Origin of the sequence: Exiguobacterium antarcticum DSM 14480 (assembly GCF_000685865.1) — a bacterium.
GTDB lineage: Bacteria > Bacillota > Bacilli > Exiguobacteriales > Exiguobacteriaceae > Exiguobacterium_A > Exiguobacterium_A antarcticum.
The window spans coordinates 43,857-65,375 of record NZ_JMKS01000004.1 but is presented as its reverse complement, the minus strand read 5'-3'; the positions used below and the strand labels follow the sequence as shown (position 1 = coordinate 65,375).

At 45.1% G+C, this 21,519-nt stretch carries 23 protein-coding genes; 13 read left to right on the top strand and 10 right to left on the bottom strand.

Annotated features, from left to right (window positions below):
• Positions 1-18 precede the first annotated feature (18 nt).
• Complete coding sequence (locus tag P404_RS0110905; RefSeq protein WP_026830773.1) at positions 19-402, bottom strand: hypothetical protein; 384 nt, start codon at positions 400-402, stop codon at positions 19-21.
• Positions 403-594: 192 nt separating this feature from the next.
• Between P404_RS0110905 and P404_RS0110900 the strand changes: the two genes are divergently transcribed.
• Together P404_RS0110900 and P404_RS0110895 are read left to right on the top strand one after the other, a co-directional pair.
• Positions 595-2,046: an NAD(P)H-binding protein gene (locus tag P404_RS0110900; protein WP_014970505.1), complete on the top strand. Its 1,452-nt coding sequence runs from the start codon at positions 595-597 to the stop codon at positions 2,044-2,046.
• Positions 2,047-2,316: 270 nt separating this feature from the next.
• Entirely contained in the window at positions 2,317-5,901 is a 3,585-nt protein-coding gene (locus P404_RS0110895) for a dynamin family protein (protein ID WP_026830772.1), read from the top strand.
• A 76-nt stretch (positions 5,902-5,977) separates the two neighbouring features.
• On the opposite strand, the gene P404_RS18985 is transcribed toward P404_RS0110895, so the two are convergent.
• The 4 genes from P404_RS18985 to P404_RS0110880 all read right to left on the bottom strand — a co-directional run bounded on the left by P404_RS18985 (position 5,978) and on the right by P404_RS0110880 (position 8,136).
• A complete protein-coding gene (locus P404_RS18985; protein ID WP_269077483.1) occupies positions 5,978-6,112 on the bottom strand; it encodes a hypothetical protein in 135 nt (44 codons plus the stop codon).
• Between the two features lie 191 nt (positions 6,113-6,303).
• Positions 6,304-6,513: a LysR family transcriptional regulator gene (locus P404_RS0110890; protein ID WP_026830771.1), complete on the bottom strand. Its 210-nt coding sequence runs from the start codon at positions 6,511-6,513 to the stop codon at positions 6,304-6,306.
• A 12-nt stretch (positions 6,514-6,525) separates the two neighbouring features.
• Entirely contained in the window at positions 6,526-7,482 is a 957-nt protein-coding gene (gene corA, locus P404_RS0110885; protein ID WP_026830770.1) for a magnesium/cobalt transporter CorA, read from the bottom strand.
• Positions 7,483-7,587: 105 nt separating this feature from the next.
• Positions 7,588-8,136 carry a hypothetical protein gene (locus P404_RS0110880; protein ID WP_014970508.1) on the bottom strand — a complete coding sequence of 183 codons (549 nt, stop codon included), beginning with the start codon at positions 8,134-8,136 and terminating at the stop codon, positions 7,588-7,590.
• A 280-nt stretch (positions 8,137-8,416) separates the two neighbouring features.
• Here P404_RS0110880 and P404_RS0110875 point away from each other — a divergent pair, with 280 nt between their 5' ends.
• On the top strand, positions 8,417-9,517 hold the full coding sequence (locus P404_RS0110875) for an NAD(P)/FAD-dependent oxidoreductase (protein ID WP_026830769.1): 1,101 nt from the start codon (positions 8,417-8,419) through the stop codon (positions 9,515-9,517).
• Between the two features lie 101 nt (positions 9,518-9,618).
• Positions 9,619-9,957: a hypothetical protein gene (locus tag P404_RS0110870; protein ID WP_026830768.1), complete on the top strand. Its 339-nt coding sequence runs from the start codon at positions 9,619-9,621 to the stop codon at positions 9,955-9,957.
• Between the two features lie 44 nt (positions 9,958-10,001).
• On the opposite strand, the gene egtD is transcribed toward P404_RS0110870, so the two are convergent.
• The 5 genes from egtD to P404_RS0110845 form a co-directional block, all read right to left on the bottom strand.
• Positions 10,002-10,961, bottom strand: coding sequence for an L-histidine N(alpha)-methyltransferase (egtD, locus tag P404_RS17545; RefSeq protein WP_034774425.1), 960 nt, complete (start codon positions 10,959-10,961; stop codon positions 10,002-10,004).
• Positions 10,958-12,232 carry an ergothioneine biosynthesis protein EgtB gene (gene egtB, locus P404_RS0110860; RefSeq protein ID WP_026830767.1) on the bottom strand — a complete coding sequence of 425 codons (1,275 nt, stop codon included), beginning with the start codon at positions 12,230-12,232 and terminating at the stop codon, positions 10,958-10,960. Before egtB ends, egtD begins: the two co-directional genes overlap by 4 nt.
• Positions 12,233-12,369: 137 nt before the next feature.
• A complete protein-coding gene (gene guaC / locus P404_RS0110855) occupies positions 12,370-13,353 on the bottom strand; it encodes a GMP reductase (RefSeq protein ID WP_034774422.1) in 984 nt (327 codons plus the stop codon).
• A 189-nt stretch (positions 13,354-13,542) separates the two neighbouring features.
• On the bottom strand, positions 13,543-14,007 hold the full coding sequence (locus P404_RS0110850; RefSeq protein WP_026830765.1) for an NUDIX hydrolase: 465 nt from the start codon (positions 14,005-14,007) through the stop codon (positions 13,543-13,545).
• A 61-nt stretch (positions 14,008-14,068) separates the two neighbouring features.
• Positions 14,069-14,605 (bottom strand): GNAT family N-acetyltransferase, encoded by a 537-nt coding sequence (locus tag P404_RS0110845; RefSeq protein ID WP_026830764.1) that lies wholly within the window; start codon positions 14,603-14,605, stop codon positions 14,069-14,071.
• A 900-nt stretch (positions 14,606-15,505) separates the two neighbouring features.
• On the opposite strand from P404_RS0110845, the gene P404_RS0110835 reads away from it, so the two are divergent.
• From P404_RS0110835 to P404_RS0110795, 9 genes are all read left to right on the top strand, one after another.
• Positions 15,506-15,706 (top strand): cold-shock protein, encoded by a 201-nt coding sequence (locus P404_RS0110835; RefSeq protein WP_014970516.1) that lies wholly within the window; start codon positions 15,506-15,508, stop codon positions 15,704-15,706.
• A 201-nt stretch (positions 15,707-15,907) separates the two neighbouring features.
• A complete protein-coding gene (locus P404_RS0110830) occupies positions 15,908-16,108 on the top strand; it encodes a cold-shock protein (RefSeq protein ID WP_014970516.1) in 201 nt (66 codons plus the stop codon).
• A gap of 201 nt (positions 16,109-16,309) precedes the next feature.
• Positions 16,310-16,510: a cold-shock protein gene (locus P404_RS0110825; protein ID WP_014970516.1), complete on the top strand. Its 201-nt coding sequence runs from the start codon at positions 16,310-16,312 to the stop codon at positions 16,508-16,510.
• A 201-nt stretch (positions 16,511-16,711) separates the two neighbouring features.
• Positions 16,712-16,912: a cold-shock protein gene (locus P404_RS0110820; RefSeq protein WP_014970516.1), complete on the top strand. Its 201-nt coding sequence runs from the start codon at positions 16,712-16,714 to the stop codon at positions 16,910-16,912.
• Between the two features lie 201 nt (positions 16,913-17,113).
• On the top strand, positions 17,114-17,314 hold the full coding sequence (locus tag P404_RS0110815) for a cold-shock protein (protein WP_014970516.1): 201 nt from the start codon (positions 17,114-17,116) through the stop codon (positions 17,312-17,314).
• 90 nt (positions 17,315-17,404) lie between these two features.
• Entirely contained in the window at positions 17,405-17,791 is a 387-nt protein-coding gene (locus tag P404_RS0110810; protein WP_026830763.1) for a nuclear transport factor 2 family protein, read from the top strand.
• 274 nt (positions 17,792-18,065) lie between these two features.
• A complete protein-coding gene (serC, locus tag P404_RS0110805) occupies positions 18,066-19,130 on the top strand; it encodes a 3-phosphoserine/phosphohydroxythreonine transaminase (RefSeq protein ID WP_026830762.1) in 1,065 nt (354 codons plus the stop codon).
• Positions 19,131-20,288 (top strand): phosphoglycerate dehydrogenase, encoded by a 1,158-nt coding sequence (locus tag P404_RS0110800; protein ID WP_026830761.1) that lies wholly within the window; start codon positions 19,131-19,133, stop codon positions 20,286-20,288.
• Positions 20,289-20,300: 12 nt separating this feature from the next.
• Positions 20,301-21,506: a DUF1015 domain-containing protein gene (locus P404_RS0110795; RefSeq protein WP_026830760.1), complete on the top strand. Its 1,206-nt coding sequence runs from the start codon at positions 20,301-20,303 to the stop codon at positions 21,504-21,506.
• Positions 21,507-21,519: the final 13 nt, after the last annotated feature.

Here is a 21,519-nt window from a genome sequence, read left to right as displayed (position 1 = left end):
CACGGGTCACTTGATTTTTCAGTGATGAACCGTTGCTTCATCTGCCCCAAATGATCGGACTTGAATTGCTCCGAGTGCCAATTTCAATTCTCTTGTATCCAATCGGTCGATGACTTCGATGATCGTCAAGGTCGTCCGTCCATTATACAGCTGGACGAGTAGTTGACGTTCCACTTCAACTACTTGACTATCAATCGGTTCAGCCAACAATTCTTGGTAAAAAAACTCACCCGACTCCGGAAAAAAATAGTCACTGAATAATTGCAACAGTTGTAGATTTCCGGTCGCTAAAAACAAGATCGCTTGAAATGGATGTTTCGCCCGATTGCGTGGACTCAATCGTCTTAAGAACATTTGATACCGTTTATGATGTGGTTCATCTAAGAAACAGACTGCATTCATCTTCGTCCCTCTCCCTAAACTAAAAGTAAATGTGCAGATTTCCCTGCTGCTGCCTTCTTGATTCGCTCCCTTTTTCCTTTTCCCTGTTTTGCACTCATGAAGCCTGTTATTTCTTTAAAACACTTTGAAGGGATTATGAACGGAATGATTCGGGTAAATTCATCAAGTAGTGCTAATCAAGGGGGAAAACAGATGACTCAAACACGTAAACGACTTGCGCTCGCTGGTGCAACGGGATATATCGGACACAATCTTTTAAATGAGTTAAAGAAAAAATATGACGTGATTGCTTTGTCGCGAAACGGCGATGACAAGGAAGATGAGACACATGTCGAGTGGCGTTCGTGTGACTTATTTTCGCTCAACGATACGATTGACGGCTTGAAGGGTGCCGATATTGCGATATATTTGGTCCATTCGATGATGCCGTCCGCTAAGTTGACGCAAGGCTCATTTGAAGACATGGATTTAATTTTAGCCGATAACTATGCCCGCGCGGCAAAAGAAAATGATATTCAACAAATCGTTTACTTAAGCGGCATCATTCCCGATGAAACAGAAGATTTATCCCGTCACTTGAAAAGCCGTTTAGAAGTAGAACGGGTCCTCGGTGCTTACGGGACACCTGTGACGACGATCCGGGCTGCCTTGATTGTCGGTCCAAAAGGGTCTTCATTCCCGATTTTATCGAAACTCGTCAAACGCCTTCCTGTGATGTTGCTTCCGGAATGGACTCGGAATCAGACACATCCAATCGCCTTACCCGATGTCATTCATGCGCTAGGGGCAAGCGTCGGACGGGAAGATCTGAAAAATCGGGCCATCGATGTCGGTGGACCGGAATCGATGACATATAAAGAAATGATTTTAAAAACTGCGGAAGTCATGGGTAAAAAACAACCCACATTTGATTTGCCGTTGATGACGGTTAATCTCTCTCGTCTCTGGGTCACGTTAGTGTCCGGTGAACCGAAGGAAACCGTGTATCCGCTTGTCGAGAGTATGATTCATGAGATGGTCGCTGATCCGGATAAGATGGTCGATGGTATCAGTGACGGAAAAATCACCTTCGAGGAATCGGTCCGAATGGCGATCAAAGAAGAACAAGAAGAAAAACAGCAGAAAAAAGAGTCGGGTCATGCTGCGAAGAAACCAGCGTCACTCGATGTAAGGTCCGTTCAACGCGTTCGTCTTCCAGAAGGTAGAGATGCGAACTGGGCAGCCGATGATTATGTCGCCTGGTTGTCTGCATTCGCCAAACCTTTCCTGACTTCACATGTAGCTGATGAGACGCGCGTTCAGATTCACGTGCCTTTTATTGATTCACCGTTACTGGAATTAACAAAAGAGCCGTTCCAAGATGCGCAACAAGCTACGTATCGGATCACCGGCGGACTGTTTGCGCAAGTGCAAGAGGACAGTAGAGGACGGATCGAGTTTCGACAAATACCGGGTTCACAGGAATGTCTGATTGCCATCCATGAATATGTTCCTGCGTTGCCGTGGATGATTTACAAGTCGACCCAAGCCAATGTCCATTTACTTGTCATGTATCTGTTTAAATTGCATTTGCTCCGCCTTATGCAGACAACGGAAGAGCGTCCGGATGAGTCCGAGATGATTGTTCCGGAAACAACTGGCTGACCTGACCACCCGTCTCCATTTGACTCCAACGGTTTGATTTCTCGTCGCTGAGAAATCAAGCCGTTTTTCGAATAATATGTAATACAGATTGTTTCCATCAACGATTTTTTCATGTCATTTCTCTTTTTTCATCATAAACCATTTTTGAAATTTCGCCAGTCTGGATGTCTCCAGGCTAATCCATGATGGGAACTTGCCGATGAACAGATGACGGGACTAAAATAAGCGTGCTACACTGAAACAGGATTGTTAGAAAGGGGTTTCATTGGCATGCGCTCATTTGAAGAACGGTTAACCAATCATATCGAAGCGACGGCGCTTCTCACAACACTTATCCAACCTGCATCGGATCAACTCCGACTCGATAAATTAGATAAATTTTCAACAAAATTGCTAAAACGTGAATTTACGATTGCCTTTGCCGGTCATTTTTCGGCTGGAAAATCGAGTATGATCAACGCCTTGACGGGGGAATCGATTTTACCGACCAGTCCGATTCCGACAAGTGCGAACATCGTGACGCTACAACAGGATCAACAAGACGCGGCAATCGTTCATTTCCATGACCGCCCTTCTGTTAAACTGGCACCTGCTGATTTACCGCACCTCGAGACACTAGGCCGTGACGGGACCGTCGAGCGGATTGACATTACGCATGCCGGCTCCACCTTGCCAAACGGACTTGTCTTAATGGACACACCCGGCGTCGACTCTGTGGATGATGCTCACCGCATCTCGACAGAATCTGCCTTGCACTTAGCAGACCTGATTTTTTATGTCATGGATTATAATCATGTCCAGTCTGAGCTGAACTTTACGGTCACACGTGAGTTACTTGCTTCGGTTCCCGAATTGTATCTGATTGTCAATCAAATTGATAAACATCAATCAACTGAACTGTCCTTCGAAGACTTCAAACGTTCCGTTTTTCAATCGTTTGTGGCACATGGTGTCGAGCCAAAAGGAATTTTCTTCACGAGTCTGCGAGACATAGCACATCCGGAGAACGAATTTGCGACCGTCAAGCAACTGGTCGAACAGAGTATCCGGGACGTTCAACCAAAACTGTTACAATCCGCCACTACGACGTTAGAGGCGTTACATGCTGAACATGTTGCTTATCTCGAGATGCGCATTGAAGAAGCGGAACAAGCCGTACAGGAACAGCTGACACCGGCAGATCAACGAAATCAGGAAGCCTTATTTTCTGACATGCAACAAGTCGAACAGCAAATCCGTTTGATGTCTCCGGAACAATGGGTCAGCCGCTTTTCGCAACATCGTGAAAGCCTGTTGCGCAATGCTACATTGATGCCTTTTGAGCTTCGTGAGAAAATGACACGTTTTTTAGAATCACGGCAAACGTCGTTCAAGGTCGGATTTTTTAGAAGCACAAAGAAAACGCAGGCGACTCAACAGCAGCTCGCTGACGAACTATTACGGGCCTATCAGTCCGTCGCAACCTCGGAAATCTCCTTACACCTGCGGAAACTGATGAAACAATCCTTGTCTGAAGCCGGCTGTCTATCTGATCAACACGCCATGTCAATCGACCATTATCCGCTCGACCCTCCATTACGGGTCGTCGAAGACGCTTTGCAAGAAGGTATCACCATTACGGGTGAATCCGTCTTACAGTTTACGAATCGTGTCGTCAGCAATACGAGTGCGTGGTATGTCAAAGAAACCAACCAGTGGCGCGATGCCATTCGAACGGAACTCGAACAAATGGACGGAACCGTCTTACAGGATTTGCGGAACAAACAAGACATGTTACGTCAGAAATGTGAACTGCTGACTGTTGAACGCGAAAGCCGTCACATGCTCAAAACGTATCTTGAACAAGCCGACGCTCCGACAAGTACACAATTAGATGCAGCCCACCACCAACTGGTGACGTGGCGACAAGCATTAATCGAGGCGGAACAAACGTTAGTACCGTTCAAGCCAATCGATAGGGAACAGGAAGTGGCCGTCACAGCAGAAGCACCGGTGTCGAACAACGTGAAACAAGAACGGACCTATTCACTGGAAGAGATCGAACAGATTCAAACGATTCTATCGGGTGTGACAGGGTTTGAGGAGACTGTCGCCTATCTGAAAGACAAACTCACACGTGTCTCCTCGAGTACCTTTACGATTGCATTATTCGGCGCATTCAGTGCTGGGAAATCGTCCTTTTGTAATGCCTTGCTCGGGCAAGCGGTGTTACCGGTCTCCCCTAACCCGACGACAGCATCGATCAACCGGATCAATCCCGTCAGTTCGCATCATCCACACGGAACGGCGATCATCACGTTTAAGTCCGAACAGAACTTAGTCGAGGAATTAAACGACGCGCTCCGCGTCTTCGACACATCGATCACATCCTTAGCCGAGGCCGTCACTTGGATTCAGACGCAACCGGCACAGCGTTTACGTGACGTCTCCATTTTACGCGCCTTCTTAACCGGTTATCCGTCGGTCCACCCGTTCATCGGTACGACACAAACCGTTGATCAGAAGACGTTCACCGATTACGTCGCAAAAGAACACCTCAGTTGTTTTGTCGATGTCATCGATCTGTATTTTGATAGTCCGTTGACGCGCCTCGGGATTACATTAGTCGACACACCGGGTGCTGACTCGATCAATGCTCGTCATACGGATGTTGCCTTTGAATACATCAAGGATGCCGACGCAATTTTATTCGTGACGTATTTTAATCACGCCTTTGCACGAGCCGATCGGGAATTTCTCATCCAGCTCGGACGCGTCAAGGATGCGTTTGAACTGGATAAGATGTTCTTTATCGTCAACGCCATTGATTTGGCCCAAAACGAGTCCGAAAAACAGGACGTCTTACATTATGTCGGGACCGAATTACAACGGTTTGGTATTCGAGCTCCCCGCCTGTTTGGTGTCTCGAGCCTACAGGCATTGGCAGAAAAACAGACGGGGCACGAGCATCAATCCGGACTCCCTTCATTTGAAACCGCATTCCATCAGTTTTTAGAACAGGATCTCAAAGGGCTTGCCGTCCAAGCATTGTCCGACGAGACCGAAAAAACCGTTCACCGGTTGCAGCAATTGATTGAGCAAACCGAATTCAACATCGCCCGGAAAGAAACACGACTTGAAGAACTTGATGTCCTGGCGGATACGATCGAAACCCATTTCTTAGATCGCCGCGCAGATTTGCTTCGTCACGCCTTGTTTGCTGAAATCCATGAACTGTTACATCATGTCAACCAGCGAATCTATTACCGTTTCCCTGATTTCTTCAAGGAAGCCTATCACCCGGTCCGCTTTGCGAATGCAACGAAACAGCATGCCCTACAAGAAGCCTTACTTGAATTACTCGGTTTCTTAAAATATGATTTTGAGCAAGAGTTACGGGTGACGCATTTCCGAATTGACGGGTGGATCAAATCCGCCCTCGAGCAGCGTTTCCAGGAAGAAGAAGCGTATGCGACGAAGTTGAATCCTTCGTTCCAATTATCGCCTTTCGAACCGATCTCGATGCCAACGATTCCTTTTGCGGGCCCCTTCCAAGACGCGGCTCCGTATCAGTCTGTCAAGCAGTACTTCCGTAATGCCAAAGCCTTTTTTGAACGGAATGAAAAGGAACAACTCAAAGAGGCCTTGGTTCAGCTGACGAAACCGAATGCGACGGCGTACCTGGAGTCCGAGGAACAACGCCTACGTGAACTCGCCCATCACCATGTTCTCGATTTACTTGATGGGATGTATGAGGCCTTACGTGACACGTTACAAAAACAAGTCGACATGGAACGGCACAGCTTGACGACGACGAGTCCGCTAGAACAATTCCAGCAGGCCCGCTCTCGCATCTTACAAGCAACCCGTTCTTAACAAAAACGAGATCATCCTCATACAAATAACCCGAACCAGTCAGCCTCTCGAGTAGGATGACATGCGTTCGGGTTATTTAGCGAGCCGTATCTCGATCTGTCGGATGCGGCCAATATGATTTGAAATAATGTAAGACGTATGCGTGCACATGACGAACGAGCGGCCGTTGTTCGACACCCGCCACATGATTTAACGAGACATCCCATATCATCGGCGGATCAAAGGGCAGAATCCGAATGTCTTCGCGATCAGGATTTCCTGCTCTTTGGTGGGTAGATTCTGAATTTGTAGGCCTTGTGCTTCAACAAAATTTTTCACCTCCTTCAAAAGGAGTATACCCGAAAGGTAGGCTGGCGATTCATCTCCCACTTTCACTTCGTTTAGAAGTGGGAGTATTCTCGCCTAATTTTGATAAAACTGTTGACCGGCATCCGTCAGACCCGTTAGTCGCCCGTGATGTCGCTGAAACAGTTCGACTTGCTCTAGTTCTTCAAATTCCCGGACCAGTTGACTGAGAGCCGGTTGCGAAATCTGCAAGTGCTTCGAAGCGCGTGTTAAGTTATACGCATGATCGACGATCGTCGTGAAAAATCGTAATTGTCGAATATCCACCTGTTTCCTCCCTCACTCATCAAACCAATGATTTTTTCTGAAATAGATCACCATTCCGATCGAAATGATTGCCATTCCTCCTAATGTAAAAAAATAGCCGTATCTCGTCGTCAGTTCCGGCATGTGCTCAAAGTTCATCCCATAAACCCCTGCGATAAACGTCAATGGCATGAAAATCGTCGTAAAGATCGTCAACGTCTTCATGATATTGTTCATCCGATACGAGTTGAGCGAAATAAAATTATCACGAAACTCGGAGGTCATCTCTCGATTGTATTCAATCATCTCATTGAGCTTAAGCAGATGATCGTAAATATCTTGGAAAAATGCTTTTTTATTGGCATGGATGGCAAGACGTCTTGATTCAACGACGCGGTAGAGCAAGTCGCGCATCGGCAGGATGGTCCGCGCGACTTCTAACAAATCGGATCGAATATCAAAGATGTCTTCCATGATCCGTTTATCATTTCCACGTTGTTCGTAGCGTCCTTCGAGTGAAAAGATTTTATCTTCGAGCGTATGGACAATCGGAAAATAGCCATCCACGATTTTATCCATGACTTTATGGACAATCTCGATCGTCCAGTGTTCGTGGTCACCATGAATCCGTTGAAAGGCATTGAACACCAAATCAATCTCACTGGACGGTTCCTCATGATAGGAAACGACGTAGTTTTCATTCGCAAACAGATTAATCTCTTTTCCTTTTAACGATTCGTTATCTAATGCGTGTAAAACAAAAAAACTGTATCCCTCATAATATTCTAATTTCGGGCGTTGTAAATATTGGAAACAATCTTCTAGCGCCAGGGGATGAAAATCAAAAGCGGAGACCAACTGTTGTTTTTCTTGTTCCGTCGGTTGATTAAAGTCGACGAAATACCACTTGATGTCTGGTGAATGAAGCCGATCCAAATGATCATCGACTAGTATTTGATGATCGGTCGTCACAAGAAGACAGCGAATCATGGACGTTCACCTTCTTTTCGTTAATGTTCATTCAGTATCGCAAACAATCAATTTAATTTCCATCAAAAAAAAGACTATAGCGTGAGACGCTACAGCCTTTCACATTTATCCTCGTTCGAAATAAAAACCATTCCAGTAGACGTGCCGATACGTAAACTCTTTGCCACTTTTTGTCGTCACAAGCATTTCATCTTCCGACACAACAGCAATTTTAATCGGTGTCTCACCATGATCGGTGAGAAAATTTAAGATTTCAAGATGGCGATTCAACCACAAGCGACGACGGAACCAACGAAAACGACTAAACGCAGCTGTAAAGTGTAAAATCGATAACAGCATGATGACTAGTCCGAACGGTAATGGAATATCAAATAACGCAATCAAATAGAAATCTGCGATGATCAGGAAAACGGATAAACCCATCTCGGTCATTTCCATAAAAGACGCTTTATACGTGGCAAAGTATGTCATGACACGGAATAAAAGGATGACCGTCAAATAAGGCACGAAATAAAGACGAAAAACGTTGTCCGACCCACTATTGACATACATGAGTAAGGGTAGGAAGAAGAGCAACTTCCAAATTAGGATGGCAGAATAAAACAAAGTGTGATCCGTGTAGCGTTTGCGTACAATGGCGCGACTAATGTTCATTGCCTTCCCCTCCTTCAATGATGACTGCATGCTCGAGTCGATGATGTCGGGATATGATGCCTATAAGGGTATCTTTCCTAATTAGGCAAGTTCTAATCGTAAATTTCGTGTGAAATATAGGTTTATATTGAGTATACGAAAGATTTTGACAAAAGGTTTTATTTTCCCACCATTCCCCATATTTAAAATGTTTTCAAGGGGGCACTATACTTGAATTTGTCGCCGGTTGTTTTTTTCTTTACACTAAAACTAGATTACGAACAGAAATGAGATGAAGAACATGTATAGCCATATTATCGTTGGTGCAGGTATTCTCGGGACATCAACCGCATATCATTTAGCGAAGCAAGGTGCATCCGTCTTACTGATTGATCGAAAAGAAGCCGGTCGTGCCACACACGTCGCAGCAGGAATCATCTGCCCCTGGATGACACAACGTAGAAATAAGGCGTGGTATCGATTAGCAAATAACGGCGCCCATTACTATGACACCTTGATTCCAGAACTTGAGGCACTTGGCGAGACTGCAACCGGCTACCAAAAAGTTGGTGCCATCGCTTTACACGAAACGTCAAAAATCGAAAAGATGCAAGTCATTGCTGAAAATCGTTTTCCGGAAGCTCCTGCGATTGAAACGATCGAGCGCTTGACCGCTGATCGGGTTCGCAACATGTTTCCGTTGATCGAATATGTTGAGGATGCCTTGTTCGTCTCTGGAGGAGCCCGCGTCGACGGCCGCGCGTTACGTGCCGCCTTAGAACGTGGTGCCATCAAACAGCAGGCGACGGTGTTAAACGCCGATGCGTCGTTAGTCGTCATTGACGGTCAAGTCAAAGGTGTCCTCGTAGACGAACAAGTTCATTATGCCGAACACATCATCTTAACGGCCGGCGTCTGGGTCAACGAATTACTGGAACCGTTACAGACATGTCTTGACATACGTGCTGAAAAAGGACAAATTCTCCACCTCGATATCGCAGCCGACCACACCCAACATTGGCCTGTTATCATGGGACAACGGGGTTTATATCTTGTTTCGATTGAAGATGGAAAATTAGCGTTAGGTTCAACACACGAAAAACAGCTTGATTACAATCTACAACCTACCGTAAAAGGAATGTATGCCTTGTTGACACGCGCCTTGCCGGTTGCGCCAGCTTTGGAAGAATCGAACATTAACGAGATGCGCGTCGGGCTCCGCCCCTATACAAGTACGTCCTTACCGATTATCGGAAGACTGCCGTCCCATCCGAATGTCCTTGTCGCCAACGGACTTGGTGCTTCTGGATTAACAATCGGCCCCTATCTCGGGCGCGAACTGGCGAAGTTGGCATTAGGTGAAGAACTCGACATCAATCTCGAAGATTATCTTCCTCATTGAATGAGCAACTGCCCATCTGTTAGACCTAAGTAGTTAGTTATACCCGTTTTAAAACAAGAACAAACGTTCTGTTCAAATTAGAATTAGAAGGAGATTATGATGTGCACCCGATTAAACCCTTGCTGACATTGGAACAGTTTCAAGCACTAGACATTCGAGTCGGTACAATCCGCTCGCTGCGTGTTTCGGATGATGAACCCGCTTTGCTTTACTTATCGATTGATTTTGAAGCCTTTCAACAATCCCTGTTCTTAGATTGGAAAGAAACTCGTTTTGAGTACGAAGAGCTCATCGGCAAGCAAGCACTTGTTGTGCTCAATGTTCCTGGCATCGTCGCCGGTTCTTTCGGTCGCATTCTGGAATTAGGTACTCTTGATCGACTCATGCCTGTCTTAGCCTGTCCGGAGCATCCGATCCCGGACGGAAGCAGATTAAGTTAAGCGACAGACAAACGACCATCCGTCAGGGCATGGTCGTTTGTCTGTCATCGTGTTTTTTCTAGATAATGTACGCTGAAGTGCTCCCTCGCATCCGTAAAATACTTGACCGGTGTAAATCCATTTTGGTTTGCCAACAACTGAAATTCTTCGATACTGTATTTATAAGAATTTTCTGTGTGGATCGTTTCCCCTTGTTTGAACGTAAACGTCTGGTTGGCGACCGTCACGAGTTGATCGATCCGACTTTTAAGATGCATCTCGATGCGCCCGAACTCTTCATTATAAAAAGCAACATGGTCAAACAAGGCCAAATCAAATGTCCCGCCAAGCGACGTATTGATGTGATTTAATATATTCAAGTTGAACCGTGCCGTGATACCGGCCTCGTCATTGTAGGCTTGATGTAAAACAGTGGCTTCTTTTTTTGTATCGATTCCGATCAAAAATCCGTCACCTTTTTCTAACAATTGAGACGAACGTCTGAAGAAGTCAGCCGCTTCTGCCGGGTCGAAGTTTCCGATGGTCGAGCCGGGAAAGAAGATCACTTTTTTTAACTTGTCTTCAATCGGTAAGCGTAAGGATCCGGAATAATCACCACAAACTGCTTTGATTTGGAGGTCGGGATAATCCTGCGAAAGCTGATGCGCCGATTGAATCAAAAATTCTTTCGAAATATCAATTGGCATATACGCCTCTAGTTGGTGAAGTGAGCTGAGCAGACTTTTAATCTTTCGACTACTGCCGCTTCCATACTCAATCAATGTATGGACAGGTCCGATACAATCGGCAATCGCGGTTTGATGCTGATACAAGATGTCGAGTTCCGTCCGAGTCAGATAGTATTCTGGTTGGTAGGTAATTTGTTCGAATAATTCCGACCCCGCTTGATCATAAAAATATTTTGCTTGGAGTATTTTATGGACTTGCGAGAGCCCGTCTAAAACTTCTTTACGCATGTTGTGTTGCTTCGTATACATATCATAACTCTCGACCTGCTGGCTCACTGAACATCACCTGCTAATCGAATGCCACTGAACTGCCAACGTTTATCCGGCGGAAAGAAATTACGATATGTCTCCCGGATATGATCATCGGGAGTCACACATGCTCCACCTCGAAGTACCATCTGGTTACACATGAATTTCGCGTTGTATTCCCCTAACGCCCCTTCCAGCGGACGATTTCCAGGATACGGCGCATACGCACTCGCTGTCCATTCCCAGATATCCCCAAACATCCCCCGCATTTCCTGTGAACCTGAGATGATCGGACTAGGATGATAGGAACCTCGTCCCATCAAGTTACCCTGTCGGTCGACTTGACGCCCGACATATTCCCACTCGGCCTCTGTCGGTAATCGTTTTCCACACCAACGGCTATACGCATCTGCCTCGTAAAAACTGACATGGCAAACGGGTTCGTCCAAATCCAACGGCTCCACTCCATTCAGTGTGAACATCGACCACGTTCCTTCTTTCTCTTTCATCCAATATAAAGGCGCTTTCCAGTTTTGTTGCTGGACGACATGAAAACCATCAGACAACCAGTGTTCAGACTGGTCATAACCTAAAGCTTCGACGAATGCCAGAAACTCGCGATTGGTGACAGGGCGGGTTGCCAGCTCAAACGGGTCGAGCCAGGTTTTATGAACCGGATTTTCGTTATCAAAGGCAAATCCTTGCCCATCGTGACCGATTTCAACAAGCCCGCCTTCAAATCGCTTGAACTCCAGTGGAACAACAGGACGGTCGTCCCGTTGAGATTTTTCTCTTTTTTGATACGCAGGTAACAATGGATTGACAAAAAAATTATATTTGACGTCCATCAGAATCAATTCTTGATGTTGCTGTTCATGTTGAAGCCCCATTTCAATCAACTGTTCAATGACTTGCTGCACCGGTTCGTCTCGTTTTTGTTGTAACAATGACAGTATGGCTTGATCGACATGTTCCCGGTACGCTAGCACTTCTCTGACGGTCGGTCGTGACAAGACCCCGCGCTGGTGACGGGGCTGATACGGACCAATCGAATTGTAATAGGAATTAAACAAGTAATTGTAGGCCGGATGAAACACTATATACTCGGCATCGTATTCTTGAAGGATCATGCGTTCAAAAAACCATGTCGTATGCGCGATATGCCACTTGGGTGGGCTGACATCTGAATTGGCTTGAATCACAAAGTCCTCTTGCTCTAACGGTTCGATCAAAGACAGTGTTTGCTTCCGGACAGCAGAAAACTTGTCTATTAAGTAGGTCGTCGTTTCCAGTCTCATGCGAGGCACTCCTTTAATTGGATTTTTCTGAAAATATACACCATTCTCTTTACCCCTTTTCCAATAAAGTAAGCGTTATCATTTTTAAAGCAAAAAAAAACGAAGCAAGACCTTTGAAAGATCTTACTCCGCTGTTTTTAATACACTTTATCCCCATTGAAAATCGAATTTTTGACGACCACATAATCGACAGTTCTGATGGCTTGCAGTTTGTTGCCGCCTGCATAAGAAATCGAGGACTGTAAATCTTGCTCCATCTCAATCAATGTATCAGACAGAATGCCTTTATGTTCAACGAACATTTTTTTTCCTTCGACATTCTTCTTTTCACCTTTTTGGAACTCGGAAGCTGATCCAAAGTATTCTTTGACACGTAGTCCATCGACTTCATGCGTTTCCCCCGGTGACTCTTCATGTCCGGCGAATAATGAACCAATCATGACCATCGTCGCCCCAAAACGAACTGATTTTGCGATGTCGCCGTGGGTCCGGATCCCGCCATCAGCGATAATCGGTTTACTGGCAGCTTTGGCACACCATCTTAATGCTGCCAATTGCCAGCCTCCCGTACCAAATCCCGTTTTAATTTTCGTAATACACACTTTCCCCGGACCAATTCCGACTTTTGTCGCATCCGCTCCGGCGTGTTCCAGTTCACGAACCGCTTCCGGTGTCCCGACGTTTCCGGCGATAACGAAACTGTCCGGTAACAGCCGCTTGATATGTTGGATCATTCGAATGACCGCTTCCGAATGTCCATGGGCGATGTCAATCGTGATGTATTCCGGCGTTAAGCCTTCTTGGGCCAACGTCTCGACGAATGTATATTCTTCCTCTTTCACGCCAACACTGATTGATGCAATCAAATGGCGTTTTTGCATCGACCGAACAAAATCCAGTCGTGTTTCGGGCTCGAAACGATGCATGATGTAAAAGTAACCGTTCTCTGCCAAATAGGTCGCAATTTTTTCGTCAATGATTGTCTGCATATTGGCCGGTACGACCGGTAACTTAAAACGTCGTCCACCAAACTCAACCGTCGTATCACATTCCGACCTGCTTCCTACGATTGATTTTGCAGGAATTAATTGAATATCTTCATAATCAAATACTACATCCATCACTAGCACCCCAAATAACGAATATTTTTTATTGATTAAATAGTAACGTTCGTACTTGGATACTATATCGAACATTAGGAAGCTTGTCAAAATAAAATCACCAAAAAGCATATTTTTCTATTCAAAATCCTTTTAATGTTCGTCTTTTATAGAGTATTCCATCTTTAATTGATCAATCCATGCTTCTTCTCATTCAAAAAAGCTACTTTCCGTTCCTGTTTCAAAAATATGATCGGGATAAGGAAGCGCTAAGGGTGGACGATCTTTCCTGTCGAAATAACACAGTTGTTTGGATTCTCCATCAATCGCTGTTAACGTCCCTTCCAAAACCTCACACGCAAAAATAAAGGCGATATACTCCACCTGGTTTTGATCCGGGTACGTCAGGCGAAACGCCTCTCCTCCAAAACAGCCGATCAAGCGGACCGGACGGACAATCAATCCAGTTTCTTCATATACTTCGCGGATCACCGCTTTTGCCGGCGGCTCGCCCGGTTCGATTGTGCCCGCCGGAAGGCTCCAGAACGGACCTCCCGGATCTTGGAACAAGATTCGTCCCGATGCATCGCGGATGATTGCACCGACAGATGGCGTGAACAACAATTGATTTCCTGTTTTTTGACGCAGATTCTGGTAATAAGTCGACATGGGCATAAATCATTCTCCTTTGACAATCCTGATGTATTGCTAAAAGACTGTGCTCGAGCGTTTCTCCTCATTCGAGTTCTTCTTTTAATAGTGCAAACAATACGAAGTCTTCCCAGGCACCGTTAATGAACAAACTCTTTTTTGCGATCCCTTCCTGTCTGAATCCCACTTTTTCCAAGACGCGGATCGATCCGATATTATCAGGCATGACTTCGGCCCGCAAACGGTGGAACTGGTATTCATCGAACAAGAGACGCGCAGCTTGGCGCACGGCATTCGACATAATGCCCTGTCCGTTATACTGCTGATCAAGTTGATACCCGATCATACACGTCTCTGCCGGGAAACGTTCGACGAACGCCGCAGACACTTCTCCGACCAGTTGATTCGTTTCTGTTAAAAATATCCCGAACGCATACGAACGGTCTGCTCTTTGGTTCTCCTCCAACTGTTGAATTCGCTCAAGTTGTTTCGGTAGCGTATAGGTATCTTTTGGGGGTTTGACCGGCATCCAATATTCAAAATGTCCTTGGTTTCGAACGCTGAGATCCAGCAATGCCAGTGCGTCTTCTTTCGTATACACACGTAAATAAATCGAACTCATGGCGTCATTCTCCTTCTTTGAGACTAACGTATTCCTTAAATATCTTAATATCAAAGAGTTAAGGTGTTTGATATTTTTTTTATCGGGAAAATTACAACAACAAACAAGTAACAAGTAACAAAGTGTTTACAAAACAAGATGTAAACGACTACAAGGAGGAGAGCATGCGTACTGATGAAGAGTTATTCCAACAAATCGAATTAAAAAATAGATCCGCTCTCGAATTGTTATACGACCGATATGAAAAATCATTATATCTACTACTTACACGAATGTTACCCGACGAACACCGGATTCAAATGACATTAAAACAAATGTTCCATGACATCTGGACAGATCCCAATCGCTTTCCTTCTATACACGGATACTTAATTGCAGCAGTCAAACAAATAAAATCTCAACGAGAACCCGTCAGATGATGCATTAGAATCACTTAATTCATTTTTCGAGGTAAGGTCTGCGTTTCCTGTTTATTTTGTCAGCTTGTTCTTTTTTTGTTAAACCATACCCGCATTTAGAGATGTGGCGTTCCTGTAGATATCCGCTTCATCACGATGCGCCCAAGATTCGCTTCTGTAAGGTGTGACGTTTCACATTCTGTTCGTACTCGAAAGAACAATTGAGATGAGATTCGACTTCGGTATAAAGGAAAATGATCCCTCCTCCCTACATCCGTTTTGACCGTAGAGAAATGAGCGTGTTCCCGACTATTATTATAGGTAAATTTTAGATAATTCGTTTTTCTTTTGTTTATTACTTCCTTTTTCGGATGGTTCGTGTTATATTCATAAGTAATTATTGTTGTTCGGTGGAGATACAAAGTGATTCACTTTAACTCGATGAAATTGATCACGATAGTAATAAACAGTGTGACTCAGTCATGCGCAGGAGGCAACACACATGGAACAAGGTAAAGTGAAATGGTTTAACGCAGAAAAAGGTTTTGGCTTCATCGAACGTGAAAGCGGCGACGACGTTTTCGTTCACTTCTCAGCTATTCAAACAGACGGTTTCAAATCACTTGACGAAGGTCAAGAAGTTTCGTTTGAAGTTGAAGAAGGCCAACGCGGACCGCAAGCAACTAACGTTTCTAAACTTTAATTTCCTTAGAGGATTCGCTGTCGCGGATCCTCTTTTTTAATTCTTTTTCAATCTCCCCTATCTTTTTCAGACCGGACATGGTATATTATTAAGTAATTATTGTTGTTCGGTGGAGATATGAAGGTTACACTTTTGACTCGATGAAATTGATCACGGTAGTAATAATCAGTATGGCTCAGTCATACGCAGGAGGCAACACACATGGAACAAGGTAAAGTGAAATGGTTTAACGCAGAAAAAGGTTTTGGCTTCATCGAACGTGAAAGCGGCGACGACGTTTTCGTTCACTTCTCAGCTATTCAAACAGACGGTTTCAAATCACTTGACGAAGGTCAAGAAGTTTCGTTTGAAGTTGAAGAAGGCCAACGCGGACCGCAAGCAACTAACGTTTCTAAACTTTAATTTCCTTAGAGGATTCGCTGTCGCGGATCCTCTTTTTTAATTCTTTTTCAATCTCCCCTATCTTTTTCAGACCGGACATGGTATATTATTAAGTAATTATTGTTGTTCGGTGGAGATATGAAGGTTACACTTTTGACTCGATGAAATTGATCACGGTAGTAATAATCAGTATGGCTCAGTCATACGCAGGAGGCAACACACATGGAACAAGGTAAAGTGAAATGGTTTAACGCAGAAAAAGGTTTTGGCTTCATCGAACGTGAAAGCGGCGACGACGTTTTCGTTCACTTCTCAGCTATTCAAACAGACGGTTTCAAATCACTTGACGAAGGTCAAGAAGTTTCGTTTGAAGTTGAAGAAGGCCAACGCGGACCGCAAGCAACTAACGTTTCTAAACTTTAATTTCCTTAGAGGATTCGCTGTCGCGGATCCTCTTTTTTAATTCTTTTTCAATCTCCCCTATCTTTTTCAGACCGGACATGGTATATTATTAAGTAATTATTGTTGTTCGGTGGAGATATGAAGGTTACACTTTTGACTCGATGAAATTGATCACGGTAGTAATAATCAGTATGGCTCAGTCATACGCAGGAGGCAACACACATGGAACAAGGTAAAGTGAAATGGTTTAACGCAGAAAAAGGTTTTGGCTTCATCGAACGTGAAAGCGGCGACGACGTTTTCGTTCACTTCTCAGCTATTCAAACAGACGGTTTCAAATCACTTGACGAAGGTCAAGAAGTTTCGTTTGAAGTTGAAGAAGGCCAACGCGGACCGCAAGCAACTAACGTTTCTAAACTTTAATTTCCTTAGAGGATTCGCTGTCGCGGATCCTCTTTTTTAATTCTTTTTCAATCTCCCCTATCTTTTTCAGACCGGACATGGTATATTATTAAGTAATTATTGTTGTTCGGTGGAGATATGAAGGTTACACTTTTGACTCGATGAAATTGATCACGGTAGTAATAATCAGTATGGCTCAGTCATACGCAGGAGGCAACACACATGGAACAAGGTAAAGTGAAATGGTTTAACGCAGAAAAAGGTTTTGGCTTCATCGAACGTGAAAGCGGCGACGACGTTTTCGTTCACTTCTCAGCTATTCAAACAGACGGTTTCAAATCACTTGACGAAGGTCAAGAAGTTTCGTTTGAAGTTGAAGAAGGCCAACGCGGACCGCAAGCAACTAACGTTTCTAAACTTTAATTTTCCGAGACTCTGCTGTTGCAGAGTCTTTTTTTGTTTCTGTTTCTTTTTGAGGCATTCCCCTACCAAAAGACTGAAAGGATGATTTAGATGGAACCATCAACTAAACATATACAGTTGCAAACACTCCTTACAAACCGGCATGATTACTTGATGCAAGGGAACCGGCAAGCGATGAATCAACTGTTATCGGACAATTTTTCTTTTATTGATGGACAAGGGCGTCAATTTGATGCCGAGACGTACCTCGATCATTATGTTGATTTAAATCAAATCAAATGGATCGACCAGACAAACGAATCTATGGTAGTCGAAGTATTTGAAACAACTGCACTTGTGCAAGAAATAGTAGAAGATACCTTTTCGTATGGTCATACCTCATACGTTGGTCGTTTTCGGAGTGTCTCCTTGTACCACTGGACAACAAAAGGCTGGAAATGGCATTTCAATCAACTGACACCACTCGATCCCTCCTGAAACCTTCAGCAATTACTTATCACACAGTATGCGTGCCTTAGATTTCGGATCAGCATCTCATGAAGACGGCTGGTCCTATTTGCTTTACACTCCATTCCCCTTCCTTAACTTAAGCTAATTCAGAGAATCCACTAGATTGCGCTTGATTACAGCATCGTTTGAACATCGCCCTCCTCCATCACACCTTCCGCTCAAAAGACATTTGATTAACTGTTTTCATTCCGTTACACTTTAGTTGTGAATATTTTCTGAAAATTGTTGTAGGAGGAATGACATGACGGTTTTTAACTTTTCCGCTGGTCCAGCTGTGTTACCGGTTCCGGTTTTACTTAAAGCCCAATCTGAGTTGTTGAATTATCAAGGATCCGGTCAATCCGTCTTGGAGCTAAGTCATCGTTCCGCTTTATTCGAAACTATCCTAAACGAAACAGAATCTTTGCTCCGTGAGCTGCTGGAGGTGCCGGACGGCTATCATGTTTTATTTTTACAAGGTGGCGCCACGCTCCAGTTTTCAATGTTACCGCTCAATTTGGCGACAAATCAGCATCTGATCGACTTCATTGATACGGGTAGTTGGTCCCAAAAAGCGATTCAAGATGCACAAGTCTATGCGAAGACGCGGATTATCGCCTCATCCGCGTCAAACCTCTATCGTTCTATTCCGACTGATCCGGTCGTTTCCGACGCCGACTATCTTCATATCACGTGGAACAATACACTCGAAGGGACGACTTACACCCATGTACCGCAAGTCGATGTTCCTTTAGTGGCAGACTTTTCCTCTTCGATCTTGTCTGAACCAATCGATATCAGTCAGTTCGATTTGATTTATGCAGGTGCCCAAAAAAATCTAGGATCGGCAGGGATGACGCTTGTCATCATCAAAGACGACCTTCTCGAACGAACACCAGCATTGTTAGGCTCATACTTGCGTTATGACACACATGCTACGCATCATTCTCTTTACAATACACCACCAACGTATAGTATCTATTTAACAAAACTTGTCCTCGAATGGATCAAAGAACAAGGGTTTGAGACGGTCGTTCGACGAAACCGCCAACAAGCCGCCGCTCTCTATACGTATTTGGATCAATCGACGTTGTTCTCAAACGCTGTCGCCCTAACGGATCGTAGTCGCATGAACATCCCGTTCACGACGGGGCAGACTGACTTAGATGAACAATTTCTAAAGTTTGCAGAACGTAATCAGCTCGTCAATCTCAAAGGACATCGTTCTGTTGGTGGCATGCGTGCTAGTCTTTACAATGCCATGCCAACATCCGGAGTCGACGCCCTCCTAGATGCCTTACACCGATTTGAACAGGGGGAACGCTAAATGTATCACGTACAACTTTGGAACGATGTCTCTGACAAAGGTTTAAAACGCTTTACCGATCAGTACCTCGTCAAGCATGACATCGAAACGCCGGATGCGTTTCTTGTTCGAAGCAAAGATCTACACGGAATGAAATTTAATGAATCCTTAAAAGCCGTCGCCCGAGCTGGTGTAGGAGTCAATAACATCCCACTCGACCAATTGGCGAATCGCGGAATTCCCGTCTTCTCGACACCCGGTGCCAATGCGAATGCCGTAAAAGAGTTGGTCATCGCCAGCCTGTTCTTGACCGCCCGTAAACTGATTCCAAGTATTTTATGGACTAATAATCTGCGTGGGCCCGATATTCCGGAGCGGATTGAAGCAAACAAAAAACAATTTGCCGGCACAGAACTGCTCGGTAAACGAATTGGAATCGTCGGTCTTGGGGCGATTGGGGCGAGCTTAGCCAATACGTTACACGAGCTTGGGATGACGGTTTCCGGATATGATCCACACATGTCTGTTGAATCGGCTTGGCGTGTGTCCAATCAAGTCCATCGTGTCACGAACCTCGAAGAGTTACTCGCGACGAGCGACTATATCACCTTGCACCTGCCTTTGATCGATGCGACGCACCATCTGCTCGACGAACGCTTACTGTCGAAGATTAAACAAGGAGCAACGCTACTCAATTTTTCCCGGGGTGAACTGATTGACGAACACGCCTTGGCAACGGTCTTAAAGTCAGGTCGCATAGCCAATTACGTGACCGACTTCCCGAACGCATTCATTCTGTCCCTGCCGCGTGTCATCCCGCTCCCACATATCGGAGCTTCGACCGGCGAAGCAGAGGAAAACTGTGCCATCATGGCGGTCGATCAGCTTAAACTATTTTTGGAGACCGGTAACATCCGCCACTCAGTCAACTTCCCGTCGGTCGAACTTCCCTACTCTGGGAAACGCCGGATTACGATTGCCCATCAAAATATTCCGAACATGGTCGGGCAGATTGCTTCCGTCCTCGCGACGGAACAAATCAACATCGCAAATATGATCAACGGCAGTAAAGGTGGCATCGCCTATACGATCATCGACATCGATAACCACTTGGATGAAACGATCTCATTACGCCAGTTGGACTCGATACCCGGCGTGCTCAAAACACGACTACTTTAAGGAGCGTTGATTATGCCTACTTTTGAACCATTCCATGCTTTACGTCCTGAACCTAAATACGCGGAAGCTTTCTCCTCTCTTCCTTATGACGTCTTTAATCGGTCGGAAGGAAGAGCAGAAGTCCGACGTCGCCCTTTATCTTTTTTACGGATGGATAAAGCCGAAGTGACGTTACCTGACTTCATCGATGATCACGATCCGCGCGTCTATCAACAAGCGGCTCTTCATTTCAAAGAAGCTATCGAACGCCAGATTCTGACATTTGATGACGTAGAAAGTTACTATCTGTACCGGCTAAGCGATGGCACACATACTCAGACTGGATTCGTCGGATGTGTCTCTGTTGCTGACTACGATCAAGGTATCATCCGGAAACATGAGTTCACGCGTCCCGACAAAGAACGAGACCGCGTTCGACATGTCCAGTCACTAGCTGCTCATACTGGCCCGATCTTACTTGCGCATCATCCTGATCTCGAACTGGACCGCGTCATTTCCGAGCAGGACCAACAGCACCCGATTTATCAATTCACGGCGGAAGACGGCATCGAACATACGATTTTCAAGATTACAGAACGCGCTGCAATGATGACGATTGGTAGCCAGTTCGCCCGACATGATCATTTGTATATTGCAGACGGTCATCACCGGGCAGAAGCCGCTTCTCAAGTCGCCCGGTTAAATCATCATGAAGACGCCGGTTTATTCCTTGCCGTTTCGTTTTCGAGTGATCAATTGAACATCCAAGGATACCATCGTGTCGTTGAAGATTTATATGGTCAATCCGTTGACGAGTTACTGACACGGATCAGCAGTCGTTTCACGATCACGCCCGGTCGAGCGACGGAAACGAAGCCACATCGGTTTGAAATGTATGTCAAACAACACTGGTATACACTTGATTATGAGAAGGAACATCCATCCGTCAAAGAGAATCTGGATGTCGCGATTTTACAAGATGAAGTGTTGACCCCTTTCCTCGGCATCGAAGACCCACGGACCGATTCTCGGATTCAGTTCGTCGGGGGTATCAGAGGGTATGCCGGACTCGAACAGCTTGTCGATCAAGGAACGATGGCCGTCGCCTTTCATTTGCATCCGACAAGTTTAACGGAGTTGATGGCTGTCGCCGATGCTAATGAAGTCATGCCGCCCAAATCGACTTGGTTTGAACCTAAATTGAGAAGTGGCTTATTGATTCATCCGTTTTTCAAATGAATACTCGTTGAAA

Bases quoted from the DNA above. Each gene is read 5' to 3' on its own strand.
- P404_RS0110905 (WP_026830773.1), bottom strand. From the start codon at position 402: ATGAATGCAGTCTGTTTCTTAGATGAACCACATCATAAACGGTATCAA.
- P404_RS0110900 (WP_014970505.1), top strand. From the start codon at position 595: ATGACTCAAACACGTAAACGACTTGCGCTCGCTGGTGCAACGGGATAT.
- P404_RS0110895 (WP_026830772.1), top strand. From the start codon at position 2,317: ATGCGCTCATTTGAAGAACGGTTAACCAATCATATCGAAGCGACGGCG.
- P404_RS18985 (WP_269077483.1), bottom strand. From the start codon at position 6,112: ATGATATGGGATGTCTCGTTAAATCATGTGGCGGGTGTCGAACAACGG.
- corA (WP_026830770.1), bottom strand. From the start codon at position 7,482: ATGATTCGCTGTCTTCTTGTGACGACCGATCATCAAATACTAGTCGAT.
- P404_RS0110880 (WP_014970508.1), bottom strand. From the start codon at position 8,136: ATGAACATTAGTCGCGCCATTGTACGCAAACGCTACACGGATCACACT.
- P404_RS0110875 (WP_026830769.1), top strand. From the start codon at position 8,417: ATGTATAGCCATATTATCGTTGGTGCAGGTATTCTCGGGACATCAACC.
- egtB (WP_026830767.1), bottom strand. From the start codon at position 12,232: ATGAGACTGGAAACGACGACCTACTTAATAGACAAGTTTTCTGCTGTC.
- guaC (WP_034774422.1), bottom strand. From the start codon at position 13,353: ATGGATGTAGTATTTGATTATGAAGATATTCAATTAATTCCTGCAAAA.
- P404_RS0110850 (WP_026830765.1), bottom strand. From the start codon at position 14,007: ATGCCCATGTCGACTTATTACCAGAATCTGCGTCAAAAAACAGGAAAT.
- P404_RS0110845 (WP_026830764.1), bottom strand. From the start codon at position 14,605: ATGAGTTCGATTTATTTACGTGTGTATACGAAAGAAGACGCACTGGCA.
- P404_RS0110835 (WP_014970516.1), top strand. From the start codon at position 15,506: ATGGAACAAGGTAAAGTGAAATGGTTTAACGCAGAAAAAGGTTTTGGC.
- P404_RS0110830 (WP_014970516.1), top strand. From the start codon at position 15,908: ATGGAACAAGGTAAAGTGAAATGGTTTAACGCAGAAAAAGGTTTTGGC.
- P404_RS0110825 (WP_014970516.1), top strand. From the start codon at position 16,310: ATGGAACAAGGTAAAGTGAAATGGTTTAACGCAGAAAAAGGTTTTGGC.
- P404_RS0110820 (WP_014970516.1), top strand. From the start codon at position 16,712: ATGGAACAAGGTAAAGTGAAATGGTTTAACGCAGAAAAAGGTTTTGGC.
- P404_RS0110815 (WP_014970516.1), top strand. From the start codon at position 17,114: ATGGAACAAGGTAAAGTGAAATGGTTTAACGCAGAAAAAGGTTTTGGC.
- P404_RS0110810 (WP_026830763.1), top strand. From the start codon at position 17,405: ATGGAACCATCAACTAAACATATACAGTTGCAAACACTCCTTACAAAC.
- serC (WP_026830762.1), top strand. From the start codon at position 18,066: ATGACGGTTTTTAACTTTTCCGCTGGTCCAGCTGTGTTACCGGTTCCG.
- P404_RS0110800 (WP_026830761.1), top strand. From the start codon at position 19,131: ATGTATCACGTACAACTTTGGAACGATGTCTCTGACAAAGGTTTAAAA.
- P404_RS0110795 (WP_026830760.1), top strand. From the start codon at position 20,301: ATGCCTACTTTTGAACCATTCCATGCTTTACGTCCTGAACCTAAATAC.